At 56.5% G+C, this 13,608-nt stretch carries 11 protein-coding genes; 9 read left to right on the top strand and 2 right to left on the bottom strand.

Annotation, left to right across the window (positions count from 1 at the left end; translation table 11 throughout):
- The first annotated feature begins 59 nt into the window (after positions 1-59).
- From ACH518_RS15470 to ACH518_RS15455, 4 genes are read left to right on the top strand one after another with little or no spacing between them, the layout of a single operon-like run.
- Positions 60-413 (top strand): response regulator, encoded by a 354-nt coding sequence (locus tag ACH518_RS15470; protein WP_140912864.1) that lies wholly within the window; start codon positions 60-62, stop codon positions 411-413.
- Positions 403-1,026, top strand: a complete 624-nt coding sequence (locus tag ACH518_RS15465; RefSeq protein ID WP_140912865.1) for a chemotaxis protein CheX — start codon at positions 403-405, stop codon at positions 1,024-1,026. Before ACH518_RS15470 ends, ACH518_RS15465 begins: the two co-directional genes overlap by 11 nt.
- Positions 1,026-4,019: a response regulator gene (locus ACH518_RS15460; protein ID WP_445370739.1), complete on the top strand. Its 2,994-nt coding sequence runs from the start codon at positions 1,026-1,028 to the stop codon at positions 4,017-4,019. The genes ACH518_RS15465 and ACH518_RS15460 overlap by 1 nt, the downstream gene beginning before the upstream one ends.
- A complete protein-coding gene (locus tag ACH518_RS15455; protein WP_445370738.1) occupies positions 4,016-6,109 on the top strand; it encodes an EAL domain-containing response regulator in 2,094 nt (697 codons plus the stop codon). Before ACH518_RS15460 ends, ACH518_RS15455 begins: the two co-directional genes overlap by 4 nt.
- An 81-nt stretch (positions 6,110-6,190) precedes the next feature.
- Here the strand turns inward: ACH518_RS15455 and ACH518_RS15450 are convergent, their stop codons facing one another.
- Together ACH518_RS15450 and ACH518_RS15445 are read right to left on the bottom strand one after the other, a co-directional pair.
- Entirely contained in the window at positions 6,191-7,306 is a 1,116-nt protein-coding gene (locus ACH518_RS15450; protein WP_445370737.1) for a hypothetical protein, read from the bottom strand.
- A 98-nt stretch (positions 7,307-7,404) separates the two neighbouring features.
- Positions 7,405-8,052, bottom strand: a complete 648-nt coding sequence (locus ACH518_RS15445; RefSeq protein ID WP_445370736.1) for a cytochrome b/b6 domain-containing protein — start codon at positions 8,050-8,052, stop codon at positions 7,405-7,407.
- 135 nt (positions 8,053-8,187) lie between these two features.
- Between ACH518_RS15445 and ACH518_RS15440 the strand changes: the two genes are divergently transcribed.
- The 5 genes from ACH518_RS15440 to ACH518_RS15420 all read left to right on the top strand — a co-directional run bounded on the left by ACH518_RS15440 (position 8,188) and on the right by ACH518_RS15420 (position 13,594).
- Positions 8,188-8,853 (top strand): response regulator transcription factor, encoded by a 666-nt coding sequence (locus ACH518_RS15440; protein WP_445370735.1) that lies wholly within the window; start codon positions 8,188-8,190, stop codon positions 8,851-8,853.
- The gene (locus tag ACH518_RS15435) at positions 8,853-10,172 is read left to right on the top strand and encodes a sensor histidine kinase (RefSeq protein WP_445370734.1); all 1,320 of its coding nucleotides are present in this window, start codon (positions 8,853-8,855) and stop codon (positions 10,170-10,172) included. The genes ACH518_RS15440 and ACH518_RS15435 overlap by 1 nt, the downstream gene beginning before the upstream one ends.
- Positions 10,173-10,229: 57 nt before the next feature.
- Positions 10,230-11,621 carry an argininosuccinate lyase gene (gene argH / locus ACH518_RS15430; protein ID WP_445370733.1) on the top strand — a complete coding sequence of 464 codons (1,392 nt, stop codon included), beginning with the start codon at positions 10,230-10,232 and terminating at the stop codon, positions 11,619-11,621.
- Between the two features lie 63 nt (positions 11,622-11,684).
- Positions 11,685-12,389 carry a type IV pilus assembly protein FimV gene (locus ACH518_RS15425; RefSeq protein WP_445370732.1) on the top strand — a complete coding sequence of 235 codons (705 nt, stop codon included), beginning with the start codon at positions 11,685-11,687 and terminating at the stop codon, positions 12,387-12,389.
- A complete protein-coding gene (locus ACH518_RS15420; protein WP_445370731.1) occupies positions 12,386-13,594 on the top strand; it encodes a hypothetical protein in 1,209 nt (402 codons plus the stop codon). The genes ACH518_RS15425 and ACH518_RS15420 overlap by 4 nt, the downstream gene beginning before the upstream one ends.
- Positions 13,595-13,608: the final 14 nt, after the last annotated feature.

The raw sequence follows: 13,608 nt of genomic DNA, 5'->3' as shown, positions 1-13,608 counted from the left end.
GCCTTGGTTGCTAACAGCCGGTGCCGCGTCCTTTCAACTTATTACAGATGGAGTAAAACATGACGGAAAAACATTGTCTGATTGTCGACGACAGCAAGATGTCCAGAATGATGGTGAAAAAAATCATTCTGGAGGCGCATCCCGATTGGCATATCGTCGAAGCCGAGAACGGGCAGCAAGCGATCGACAGAGCCGGCGAAGCCAAATACGACATCATTTTGCTGGATTACAACATGCCCGTCATGGAAGGCGGCCAAGCGGCCGAAATCATCCGTCCGATGCAAGCCGAGGCCAAGATGGCGTTCCTGACCGCCAACGTGCAAGAGGCGGTAAAGAATCTGGCGGTGCAATTGCACATCGACTTTATCCCCAAACCGATCACAGAAGCCAAGATCAAAGCCTATGTCGGATAACTTGATTGAAAATGACGAAGATTTTTTAGATGCCGTGGCCGAAGTCCTTAATATCGGCATGGGTTACGCTGCCAGCGTACTCAGCGAAATGGTCAACGAAGAGGTGAAACTGAGTGTGCCCGGCGTGACCTTTGTCTCGCGTCCGGAGGCTTTGAAGGTGATTCAAGCCAAGACCGATCGCGATGTCAGCGGCGTTTGCCAGCAATTCGACGGCGTGATGGGCGGCGACGTACTGCTGCTGTTTCCCGAGGAAAAAAGCCTGCAGTTGGTCAGAGCCGTACTGCAGCAGGACTTGTCGCTGGAAGACTTGACCGAAATGGAACAGGAGGCCATGGCGGAAATCGGCAATGTCATATTAAACGGTTGTCTGTGCAGCATCGCCGATCTGTTCAATCAGCGGATTTCCGGCGGCATCCCCGAATTCGTAAAAGGTTCTTTGGCGGACATCCTTACCGACAACGAGTTGCGCGAAAAAGTCGAGGCTTGCGTGTTGTTGTTGAACATGGAGTTCTCGCTCGATAAGAACCGCGTCGAGGGTTACGTCACCTTTTTGATGGACGTCGAATCGATGTCGATATTCAAGCAAAGCGTCAAGTCTTATCTGGGTATGTGATGGTGGCGAATAGTAAGCCGGATTCGGATTTCGTCAGGTCAAGCCTGTTTCAGGCTATTTTCGAAAACTGCCAGTTTGGATTGATCGTTGTGAACCGGGCTTCTGCCGTCGTTGCCTGGAATCCTTGGATGGCGAAGTGCAGCGGTATCGATGCCGAGCGGGCGTTCGGCAAATCTTTAGCCGAACTATTCCCCAATGCGGCTGGCGGCAGTTTGCAAAGAGCGATAGACGTTGCTTTGAGTCACGGCATGTCGTCGATTATTTCCCATACCTTAAACCGCAATCCGCTGCCGTTGACTGCTGCCAGCGGCGCAGCCATCGATCAGCAATTGAAGGTTACGCCGCTCAATACTGAAGATTCGAGTCTTTGTTTGATTCAAATCAACGATATTACGGCGGCGGTCAAGCGCGATAGCCAACTGCTGGATAACGTCGCCGAGCTGAGTTTTCATAAATACGCATTCGACCAGCACGCAATCGTGGCCGTTACTGAAGTGGACGGCACCATTACTTACGTTAACGATCTGTTTTGCAAGGTCAGCCAATACTCGCGGGAGGAGTTGATCGGCCAGAACCACAGGCTGTTGAACTCGGGGCTGCATTCGCAGCAGTTTTTTCGGGATATGTTTAAGGTTATCGGCAAAGGCAAGGTTTGGCAGGGCGATATCTGCAACCGGACCAAGAGCGGCGAGCTGTACTGGGTATCGACCACTATCGTGCCGGACATCGGCCAGAATGGGAAACCGCGGCGGTATCTGGCGATTCGCACCGACATCACCGAACGCAAACGCGCCGAAGAAGCCGCCAACGCGGCGACGGTGGCCAAATCGCAATTTTTGGCGAATATGAGCCACGAAATCCGGACGCCGATGAACGCGATTTTGGGTCTGACTCGCCAGGTATTGGAAACCGAACTGACGGCGGAGCAACGCGAACAATTGGATAAAGTCAGAAAGTCCGGCCAGGTGCTGATCCGGATCATTAACGACATTCTGGATTTTTCCCGATTCGAGTCCGGTGCCGTGGCGCTGGAACAGCTGCCGATCAGACTGGAGACGGTGTTGCAGGAAGTCACCGACTTGTTCGGCGCCCAGATCGAAGAAAAAGGCTTGGAGATGTTTGTGGACATTCATCCCGATACGCCGTTTTACGTGATGGGCGATCCGCATCGACTGACCCAAATTCTTAACAATCTGATCAGTAACGCGATTAAATTTACCGAAAATGGCGAAATTTACCTGTCGGTACAAGCGGATGGCCGGACCGAAAAAACCGTGACCCTGGTTTTTAGCGTCCGCGATACCGGGATCGGCGTGTCGGCGGATAAAATCGAATCCCTGTTCAATCCCTTCGTGCAGGCCGACAATTCCACCACGCGGCGCTTCGGTGGCAGCGGCTTGGGATTGGCCATATCCCGGAAGCTGGTGGAGCTGATGGGCGGGCATATCGAGATGAACAGTACCTGCGGCCAGGGTACCTGCGTCAATTTTTCCATTGAGGTCGGGCTAATGCCGGGCGAGGCCGTTCTGTCGCACACCTCGGCCGGGGATTTGCAAAGCTTGCTGGGAAAGCGGGTTTTGATCGTGGACGACATCGAGTCGTCGCGCAATATTCTGTCGCGTCTGATCGGTTTATGGGGGATGCATGCGGTCATGGCCGGTTCCGGCGAAGAAGCGTTGGTGGCGATCGAACAGGCCTCGCGTGAGCGGTGGCCTTTTTACGCGGTGTTGCTGGATTGGCGTATGCCGGGAATGAGCGGATTGCAAGTGGCGGCGGAGTTGAAAAAACGGCTGAGCGGGGGAGAGGCTAACGATCCGCTCAAGGTGTTGATGGTCACCGCTTACGATAAGCAGGCGTTGCTGCGGCATCCCGATGCGCATTTCGTCGACAACGTGCTGTCGAAACCGATTTTGCCTTCCAAGTTGTTCGATGCGCTGTTGAGCCGTAAAACCAATCCTGACGTGGTTGCGCCGGAACTGACCAGGCGCCGCTTCGAAGGGCTTAGGGTGTTGCTGGTGGAAGATCACGATATCAATCAGGAAGTCGCCGTCAATTTTTTAAAAAAACGCGGGGTAGATGTTACTGTAGCCTGGCATGGTTTGGAAGCGGTCGAATTTGTCAAGCGCCGTACATTCGACTTGGTGTTGATGGATTTGCACATGCCGGTGATGGGAGGGCAGGAAGCCACTCGTTTGATTCGGCAAATGCCACAAGGCCGGAGTCTGCCGATCGTGGCGATGACCGCCGCCATTTTGGACGAAGATCGCAGAGCTTGCCTGGAGGCCGGCATGGACGATTTTATTCCGAAACCGGTAGAACCGACGGATCTGGCCCGGGTATTGGAGCTTTTCAGTCGGCGCGGCCCGTTGGCGGCGCAAGTCGAACAGGCCGCGATCATAACCCATCGGCCCATTTTGGATGTGACCCAAAGTTTGCGCCTGCTGGACGGCGACATCGCTTTGCTGCAACGACTGATCAGCAGCTTCATCGAGCGTTTTCACGATATTACGGCGCAGTTAACCGAATTGCTGGTCAAGCGCAATCCAAAGGACGCGGCCAATATGATTCATGCCGTGAAAGGGGTTGCCGCCAATTTGGGGGCATCGGCGTTGGCGGACGCCTGTAGCCGGTTGATGGAGGAAATCAAGCTGGACAGCGGAACCTTGTCGATGGACGCATTCAACACGGTGTTCACCGAAACCGTCAAAGAGATGCAAGTTTTTCTGGGCAAGCACCCCCAAACCGCAAGCGTCAAAGTCGAAGAAAACGACTATGTTGGCTCGCCCGAGACCTTGCTGGAATTGGAGCCGTATCTGGTGCGCCAGGAAATCATTCCCGATGCATTGCTTGAGGCCCTCGACCGGCTGGCTGCCGACAACTCGGACGGTTCCGCTTTATTACGCCAGTTGAAATATCATCTGGACAATTTCGACCACCGGCAAGCGCGCGAGGTATTCGCGAATTGGAAATCGAGCACTGGGGGGCAAGCGTGAGCGATAGTGCCCCCAGCCTAAAACCCCTGGTACTGTTGGTGGACGATTTGCCGGCCAACTTGCACGTGCTGGTGTCGGCCTTAAAGGCGGATTTCCGCCTGAAAACCGCGACCAGCGGCGCGGACGCTTTAGCCTTGCTGGAGCAACAGGACGATCTGCCGAAACTGGTCGTCCTCGACGTCAAAATGCCGGGTATCGGCGGCATCGAGGTATTGCGCAGGATGCGGGCGTCGCCGGCAACCGGCGACATTCCGGTGATTCTGTTAAGCGCCGACAGTTCGGAACAAAACGAGCTGGCCGGCCTGCACCTCGGCGCGGACGATTACTTGGTAAAACCGATCTCGCCCAATGTCTTGTCGGTAAGGGTCCACAACCAGATTCAGCGCCACGCGGACCGGGTGCAGTTGCGTTTGGCGGCGCATGTGTTCGAGTACAGTGGGGAGGCGATCATGATTACCGATCGCCATAACCGCATCATCGACGTCAACGCCGCGTTTTCGGCTCTGACCGGATACGATAAGGCCGACGTATTGGGCATGGACCCGAAAATGTTGTCTTCCGGTCAGGCCGAGCGGGAGCTGTACGAGAAGATGTGGGCCGGTATTCGGGACACAGGATTCTGGCAGGGGGAACTTTGGGACCGGCGTAAGGATGGTAGCGTATTTCCCAAAATGATGACGGTGTCGGTCGTGCGGGACCGAACCGGCGTCATCGAGTTTCATTTGGCCAACTTCGTCGACATCAGCCATCTGAAAGAAGCCCATGCCCGGATCGAGCATCTGGCTCACCACGATCCGTTAACCGAATTGCCGAATCGCTTGCACTTGCAACTCTATCTCGAACAATCGCTGATGATTGCCAAGCGTGGGGGGGAGCAATTGGCCGTCATGTTGTTGGATTTGGATCGGTTCAAGAACATCAACGATACCTTGGGTCATTCCATCGGCGACCAGTTGCTGATTCAGGTGGCGAAGCGGCTGAAAACCTCGTTGCGGGAATACGACATGGTTGCCCGCCTGGGCGGTGACGAGTTTGTGGTGGTAATCAGAGCTGCCGCGATAGAGGATGTCGCTTCTTCGGTGGCGAATAAGATCTGCCATAGCTTGGGGCAGCCGTTCACGATAGAAAAATTCACGTTGCGTACCGCTTCCAGTATCGGTATCGCGGTCTATCCGGATAATGCCGAGCATATGGAAGACCTGATGAAAAGCGCCGATACCGCGATGTACCACGCCAAGTCCGAAGGCGGCGGCAATTTTCAGTTTTTCTCGCCGGAAATGAACCGCAACGCCCACGAGAAAATGGAACTTGAAAACCAGTTGCACGAAGCGATCGAAAAACGCCAGTTCGAATTGTATTTCCAGCCGCAACTCTCGCTGCCGGACGAACGTTTGCTGGGTGCCGAGGTGTTGTTACGCTGGCGCCATCCCGTCAAGGGATTGATTTCGCCCTCGGTGTTCATTCCGTTGGCGGAAGAGACCAACCAAATTTACAAAATCGGCGAGTGGGTGCTGGAAAACGCCTGTCGGCGGGCGGGCGAATGGATAGCGCAAGGATTACCGCTAAAGCGGATCGGGATCAACGTGTCGGCCAAACAGTTTCAAAACAAAGGCCTGTACGAAGCGGTAAAGCGGGCACTGGTGCTGGCCGACATTAGCCCTGAGTCGCTGGAGTTGGAATTGGAAATTACCGAAACCGCCGTAATGACATCACCGGTCCAGGCCGGCGAAATGTTGCAGTCGTTTCGCGAAATAGGCATCACGGTAGCCTTGGACGATTTCGGCCAAGGCTATTCGTCGTTGGGCCAGCTGAAAAATTTGCCGTTGGATCGTTTGAAGATCGACGCGGCGTTCGTCCAAGATATTTCCGCCGACGTTGGCGAGCGCAATAATGGAGCGATCGCCTCGGCCACGATCGCGTTGGCGCACAATCTGGGCTTCAAGGTGATCGCCGAAGGCGTGGAAACTTCCGAGCATTTGGCTTTCCTGATCGCCCACGGCTGCGACGAAGCCCAAGGTTATTATTTTGCGAAACCGTTGTCGGAGCAGGACTTCGAAGCGTTGTTGCGGCGCCAGCAATCCGCAGATTGAAGTTGCCGGTGCAAAACCGTTCGCGCTGCGCCGCCTTAAGGCCGGCTCAATGCGAACGGTATCAAACGGGTTAGCGCCGGATCAAACTGCCTCAGCTCGTTTGCGGCGCTGGGCCGCCAACAGTCCCAATACCCCGGAGCCCATTAACCAAAATGCAGCCGGTACCGGCACCGGCGCGACAGCATTCAGATTGACCGCGCCGTTCTGAGCACCGAGGTAAGTACCGATTTCGGCATCCAACGGGTTCGAGTCGCTGCTGGCTTTGGCTTCATGGTTTTCCGGGTCGTACTCGCCGGCATACTTGTAAAATTCGTAACGGAAGATCACCGATTCCGCGTTCTGACCCAGTACGTTTTGGTAGCCGGCTTCCAATTTGCCGGCGTCCGGATTGTCCGGATCGGTTTGCAATAATTGCCATTCGATTTCGGTTTCGGCTTGCTCGATGACTTGATTGCCCCCGATCAGCTCTTCGAGTTTGACTTCCCGTTCCAATTCGGTGCGGAACACTTTTACCCAGATCGCTTCGCCGAATTGGTCTTCTTTCGCCGGTTCCGGAGCGCGAATATCGGCCACCACCACCGGTTGCGGTTGCGGCTGACCGGCTGGCGCCGGATCGGCCGGAATCACGTTCCAATTCGGTGCCGGCAGCACCACGTTGCCGTTGCTGTTGGCGAGTTTGCCGGTATTGCTGCCGTCGTCGAACAGCCAGCTATAGGTGGTTTTGCTGGCGTTTTTACTGGTGCCGACGCCGAAATGGTCGCATGGGGTGGCGGCGCTGTAGCCGACGCCGCCGCCGGTCCAGCAGTTGTCTCCGGGGGTGACGAAGTTGCCGCTCGGCGTGCCGAAAAACCAGGATTGGCTGGCGGCATCCCAGGCGCTGGCGTAGGTGACCCGGGTTCCAAATACGGCACCGTTAGTGTATTCGCTGATCATTGGCGCGCCGTAACGCACCACCGCATTGCCGGGGTCGAAGCCGGTGCCGCTGGGAAAGCCGCGGCCGGCGCCGCCGAAGGTGTCGGTAATGTCGCTACTGTGCAGGCCTTCGAGTTCGATTTCGAAGCCGTGGGCGGTGTTGCCGGTGTCGTTAACGACGTCGAAATTGCCCAGAAAACCGAGAAAACTCGCCGAAGCAATATTGGGTAACAGGACTAAAGAGAATGTTGCGGCATACGCCTGGATTTTGAGTGTGGTCGCCATTATTGCTCCTGGTTGGCTGGGACTTGACTAAGCAGATCGTCTACACGACGACGGCATGCCTTATAGCAAACCAAGATGAATTCAACATGAAAACTGTGTTAATCCTCACAGTTTGGCGATTTCGGTTTGCGTCCGCTGATCATGGCCTTCACCAAACCTTCCTTATGGACTTTGCTGGAAACGATGACGCCCAGCACATGGATCGCAATCAAGACCAACATCAGATTGCTGGCGATCTCGTGAATTTCCTCCCAGAATTCCTCGGCCTCCTCTCCAGCTTCAGCCGGCTTGCCTTCGCCTTCCGCTTCCTCTGCGGCGTGGGCGGCGCCGATTACGCTGAGCATCCGGCTGTCCTGCGCCAGCGGGCCGCGGCCTTCTTCGATGGCGTAGACTTTCAAGCCGCTGATCGTCACCACGAACAGCGTAGCCAGCAATGCCAAAACCATCCAGCCGCCGAGCGGATTGTGGCCCAGGTAACGCGGCGCAGTGCCTTGGCGCAGTTGGGAAACATAACGCAACACGGCAGCCGGAGAGCGCACGAATTGGCTGAATCGGGCGTAGCGGCCGCCGACGAAGCCCCAGACCAATCTTGCGCTGATCAAGCCCAGTACCGTGTAGCCGGCGTAGATGTGCCAGGGATTTTCTTCTTCACTGGTAACGTACGCGACTGCAAATGCGGCGACCAGCGACCAATGGAACACGCGGACGAAAATATCCCAGACAGCTACCGAATTTTGGTTTTGCATGGATCAAGCTCCAGAATGGTTGAGGTATGGCCGGCATTTTAGTCAGGCGAAATGAAACCAATCTTAAAAATCGCCGCACCGGCGGATAAACCATTAAACTCTGAGCGATTTACAAGCGGGAGATGAGCGCCGCGTATGCGTTTATTGTTGGTGGAAGACGATCCGGGTTTGTCGAGATCGTTAAGACTCGAGCTGGAAAACGCCGGTTTTGCCGTGGATTGTGCGATGGACGGCGAGGCCGCCGAGTTCCTGGGCTCGACCGAATCCTACGACATCGTGATTCTGGATCTGGGCTTGCCGAAAATGCCCGGCCTGGAGGTGTTACGGCGTTGGCGGCAGGCGGAAAACCATGTGCCGGTGATCGTGTTGACCGCCCGTGACGCCTGGCACGAGAAAGTCGACGGCTTCAAAGCCGGCGCCGACGACTACCTGGGTAAGCCGTTTCATACCGAAGAACTGTTGGCCCGGGTGCAAGCCTTGTTGAAGCGCTTTCACGGCCGGATGCAGCCGCAGTTGGCGAGTTGCGGCTTGACCCTGGACGAAGATGCGCAAACGGTCAGCGTTAACGGCGGCGGCCCGGAACAACTGACGGCGATCGAATTTCGCTTGCTGCGTTATCTCATGTTGCATCCCGGCAAAGTTTTGACCAGAACTCATCTGCTGGAACATATCTACCAATGCGACAGCGACCCGGCCAGCAACGTGATCGAGGTTTACGTCAATCGCTTGCGGCGCAAGTTGGGCAACGATCTGATCGCCACCCGCCGCGGCCAGGGTTACGTGTTCGGCGAGAAAGCCTGATGTCGTTGCAACGCCGCTTGAATCGGGGCTTGATGTTGATTTTGAGCGCGGTGTTTGTCGGCCATTGGCTGGCGGCGGACTGGGTGATCCGCGCCGTTGCCGAGAAGCAGATGACGACCCGATTGCAGCACGATGCCGACTCTCTGATCGATACCTTGCAGCCCAATGGCGACGGCCTGCTGGAGTTCGACAGTTCCCACATCGGCACCGTCTACGGCCAGGCGTTTTCCGGCCACTATTTTGTATTGCACATCGGCCCAAGAACTTACTATTCCCAGTCTTTGCAAAGCGAAACCTTGCCGTTTCCCGCTCTGCCTGTCGGCACGGTGCAGTTGTTTCACCACGCCGATGGGCCAAAAAAGCAGCCGTTGTTGGTTTTGAATCGGGGCTTGCAACGCTTCGGCCATCCGGTTTCGATTGCAATAGCCGAGGACTTGACCGATATCGGCCGCGATATCGACCATATCCGGCTGGCGTACTTGCTGTTGACGGTGTTGGTATTGCTGCTGGCCATCGGTTTGCAAACCGGCGATGTCCGGCGTGCTCTGCATCCGTTGCAGGCCGTGCGCGCCGAGCTGGCGGAGATTGCCGGCGGCCGCAAACCACAAATCCAAACCCGGGTACCGCTGGAAATCAAACCCCTGGTCAGGGAAGTCAACCGTCTGTTGCTGTTGGTCGAGCGGCGCCTGTACCAGTCGCGGACCGCAATCGGCAATCTGGCGCACTCGCTGAAAACGCCGTTGGCGATGCTGTTCAGATTGGCGGAGAGCCCGGTTTTGGCGGCTCACCCGGAGCTGCAGCAACAGTTACAGCAACAAGCCCAAAAAATGCACGAACGCATCGAGCGCGAATTGAAACGCGCCCGTTTGTCCGGCAACTTGCAATCGGCCAGCGTGTTTAACCCACAGGAAGAACTGGACGCCTTGACCCAGCTGTTGCGCAACATTTACTCGGAAAAGGTGCTGGACTTTCAAATCAGTGCGCCGGATCGGCCGCTCAATTTCGATAGGGAAGACATGTTGGAGTTGATCGGCAATTTGCTGGACAACGCTTGCAAGTGGGCTGAACGATGCGTCGTTGTGGAAATCGAGTGCATGCAGACCATGCGCATCACGGTCGAGGACGATGGACCGGGATGCTCCGCAGCGGAGATGCAGCAACTCAGCCGGCGCGGTTTGCGCCTGGACGAAGCGGTACAGGGCCATGGGCTGGGGCTGGCGATCGTGCGCGATATTGCCGAGTTCTATCGCGGCAAATTAAGTATCGAGCGCTCGCCGCGGCTCGGCGGTCTGCGCGTCAGCGTGCAATTCCCGCGCTGAACGCCGGCCGCGGCGGGTATAATCGGCCTTTTTTGTTCGATCAATCTGCCGAGTATCATGACCACCGTTAATTCCGAAAAACTCTCCAGCGCCCGTTTTGCCGAAGCCACCGACGCCTTCGTCGAGGAATTCACCGCATCGGTCAATTTCGACCAACGCATGGCGCAACAAGATATCCAAGGCTCGCTGGCGCACGCGGCGATGCTGTGCAAGATCGGTATTCTGACCAAGCAGGAATTGGCGGACATCCGCAACGGTTTGGCCCAAATCGGCGGCGAGATCGAACGCGGTGAATTCGTCTGGTCGGTGAAGCAGGAAGATGTGCACATGAACATCGAAGCGCGCCTGACCGACCTGATCGGCATCGCCGGCAAGAAGCTGCATACCGGCCGTTCCCGCAACGACCAGGTGGCGACCGACATTCGTTTGTATCTGCGCGACGAAATCGGCAACATCCTCGGCCAATTGCAGCGCTTGCAGTTGGCATTGTTGGACAAGGCCGAGCAGGAAGCCGATACGATCATGCCCGGCTTCACCCATTTGCAGGTGGCGCAACCGGTCACTTTCGGCCACCACTTGATGGCCTGGTTCGAGATGCTGAGCCGCGACCGCGAGCGTTTTCTGGATTGCGCCAAGCGCCTGAACGTGATGCCGCTAGGTGCTGCGGCATTGGCCGGTACCAGCTACCCGCTGGATCGTTTTATGACCGCCGAATTGTTGGGCTTCAGTCGGCCGTCGAATAACTCGCTGGATTCGGTCAGCGACCGCGATTTCGCGATTGAATTCGCCGCCGCCGGCAGCGTGTTGATGATGCATCTGTCGCGGTTCTCCGAGGAGTTGGTGTTGTGGGCCAGTGCCCAGTTCGATTTCATCGACATTCCGGATGCGTTCTGCACCGGCTCGTCGATCATGCCGCAAAAGAAAAATCCGGACGTGCCGGAATTGGTGCGCGGCAAATCCGGCCGGGTGGCCGGGCATTTGATTTCGTTGCTGATGCTGATGAAAAGCCAACCTTTGGCTTACAACAAAGATAACCAGGAAGACAAGGAACCGTTGTTCGACACGGCCGATACCTTGGTCAATTGCCTGCGCGCCTTCGCCGACATGATGCCGCGCGTCGAAGCCAAACGGGAAAACATGTACCAGTCCGCCAAGCGCGGTTTTGCGACGGCAACCGATCTGGCGGATTACTTGGTGCGCAAAGGCATGGCCTTTCGCGATGCGCACGAAGTGGTCGGCCAAGCCGTGCGCCTGGGTTTGAACAGCGGCCGGGATTTATCGGAACTGACCTTGGCCGAGTTGCAGGAGTTTTCCGCCGCGATCGGCGCTGATGTGTTCGATATTCTTTCCCTGGAAGGTTCGGTTGCCGCGCGTTCCCTGATCGGTGGTACGGCTCCGGAGACGGTGCGTAAGGCAATCTGTGAAGCAAGACACCAAATAACCGGATAAACAATCTGGAAATAACCGGCCTAACTGCTAACCTTCCGGCATCGTTTTTGAAGGAAGGTAGCGATGGCCGTTTTTCATTCGACTTTAATCGTCGACAAGCAAGCCGATCCGAAGCCTGACAGCGATTTTTGGCTGGACGGGGAACTGGGGAGCTTCGGTTGCGAATCGTCCGCGGAGTCCGCGCTCAGAGTGTTGTCGGTCAAGGTTCGGCGGAATCCGCTCGATCTGCTGGCGCACCTGCGGCGGATTCATTTCTGTTTCCGAAACCGGCTGCCGGCGGCGCTATACGGGGCGCTGCTGGATTTGTTGCTGGTGCTGGAAGGCAAAGGCGAAGCGCTGGCCCGGCGACTGCTCAACGCTTGCCGGTCGGGTCTGGACAAGCGTCATTGCCATATCCTGTTTGAATTGGCGCGGCACGATCCCCAGCAAATCGGCAATCGCTATTCCTTATTCACCGGCGGGCTGCAGGGCCGGAGCAAATTGGTCGTGCAAATCGAAGCGCCGATCGCTCCCAGTCATGACCCTCTGACACTGGCTAACGACTTCATCGAATACAGCCAACTCGATCAGGCGATGGACGTACTGGAAAGTGCGGTGGGAGTCGATCCGGAACGGACCGAATTGCAACGGGCGTTATTGGAACTTTACCGTTCTACCGGCAGCCGCGAGCGGTTCGAACATGCCAGAAGAAGCTTCGCCGAATTGGCTATTCCGTTAGCGGACGATTGGCAGGCGCTGGCAGATATTTTCCAACGGCAAGCGTCATGACTAAGACGGCCCATTCCTACCGGATTGCCTTGCACGGTATGGACGGCCGCACTTGCAAGACCATGGAAATGTATCTGAAAGGCCCGTGCCGCGGTGCGGCAGTCGTCGTCCCGGCTGAAGCGGCACAGATCGACATGATCGATGCCGACCATGTCAAGGCGCGGGAAATCCTGGAGCAGTGCAAGGCGGCAAGGCCCGGCCGCCCGATCATCCTGCTGTCCTTGCAGACCTTACAGATCGACAACACTTTTTTCGTCAAAAAGCCGGTCAATGTCGAGCAAATTCTTGGGGTGTTGGACAAAATCGGTGCCTTGCTAAAAGCGTCAGAAGTCAAACCGGCGCCAGCCCCGGCGGTCACTGCCGCGGAAGAGCAACGACCTCCAGCGCCGCCCAAAACTACGCTGGACGTCTACGTCAAGCCGGCGAAACCGAGCCAACCCGCCGCTAACGCGGAACGACAAAAGACCGCTAAGCACCAATCGGCGATGCAACTCAACGAAGGCGGTTTTACCGCGTTTTTGGGTACGCTCGGCGATATCGATTTCGACGACGAGGTGCAATTACCGACCGCTTGTTACGATCCGCGCCAGTTTTTCCTGGGTTATGTGCAATCAGCCGTGAAAACCGCCGGATTGCAGGTGCGGCCGTTGCGGCTGAGTTCGATCTGGAAGCCGCTGTATATTTTTCCCGAGCAGAATGAAGTGTGGCTGGATGCGGACGACAAACAATTGAGGGCATTTGCCGGCGTCGCCTTCAAATCCGGCACCGCCGGCAATATGAGTTTATCGGCTTTGGAACCGGCTGCCGTCGATAAGGAACGGGACCCGGAGAAATATCAGGACGTGGCAGGCTTTATCTGGAAGCTGGCGCTATGGACTTCGAAAGGGCGGTTTCCGATCGGACTGGATATTCAGCGGCCGGTATTTCTGCTGCGCTGGCCCAATTTCACCCGCTTGGTCATCACGCCCGACGCGCTGCGGATTGCTGCATTGCTGGTCAAAACACCGACCACGCCAATTGCGGTTTGTCGAGTGTTGAACGTCAAGCCGCAATATGTGTTTGCGTTTATCAGCGCATGCCATGCCTTGGGACTGTTGCGGCAAAGCGAGCGCGAAGCGGATGCAGTGATCGCCCCGCCGGTACCGGATCGGGCGCAGAACCAAGGCCTGTTACGCAAAATTCTCAGTAAATTGCGCGGTGCCTAGCCGCTCTCAGCAGG

It is taken from the genome of Methylomonas sp. HW2-6, from assembly GCF_052474525.1.
Note: the sequence above shows the minus strand (reverse complement) of the source record. Positions and strands in the feature narration are given on the sequence as shown.

What these genes read in the sequence shown, in the direction of transcription:
- ACH518_RS15450 (WP_445370737.1), bottom strand. Translation starts at nt 7,306, where the DNA reads ATGGCGACCACACTCAAAATCCAGGCGTATGCCGCAACATTCTCTTTA.
- ACH518_RS15435 (WP_445370734.1), top strand. Translation starts at nt 8,853, where the DNA reads ATGTCGTTGCAACGCCGCTTGAATCGGGGCTTGATGTTGATTTTGAGC.
- ACH518_RS15460 (WP_445370739.1), top strand. Translation starts at nt 1,026, where the DNA reads ATGGTGGCGAATAGTAAGCCGGATTCGGATTTCGTCAGGTCAAGCCTG.
- ACH518_RS15465 (WP_140912865.1), top strand. Translation starts at nt 403, where the DNA reads ATGTCGGATAACTTGATTGAAAATGACGAAGATTTTTTAGATGCCGTG.
- ACH518_RS15440 (WP_445370735.1), top strand. Translation starts at nt 8,188, where the DNA reads ATGCGTTTATTGTTGGTGGAAGACGATCCGGGTTTGTCGAGATCGTTA.
- argH (WP_445370733.1), top strand. Translation starts at nt 10,230, where the DNA reads ATGACCACCGTTAATTCCGAAAAACTCTCCAGCGCCCGTTTTGCCGAA.
- ACH518_RS15420 (WP_445370731.1), top strand. Translation starts at nt 12,386, where the DNA reads ATGACTAAGACGGCCCATTCCTACCGGATTGCCTTGCACGGTATGGAC.
- ACH518_RS15425 (WP_445370732.1), top strand. Translation starts at nt 11,685, where the DNA reads ATGGCCGTTTTTCATTCGACTTTAATCGTCGACAAGCAAGCCGATCCG.
- ACH518_RS15445 (WP_445370736.1), bottom strand. Translation starts at nt 8,052, where the DNA reads ATGCAAAACCAAAATTCGGTAGCTGTCTGGGATATTTTCGTCCGCGTG.
- ACH518_RS15470 (WP_140912864.1), top strand. Translation starts at nt 60, where the DNA reads ATGACGGAAAAACATTGTCTGATTGTCGACGACAGCAAGATGTCCAGA.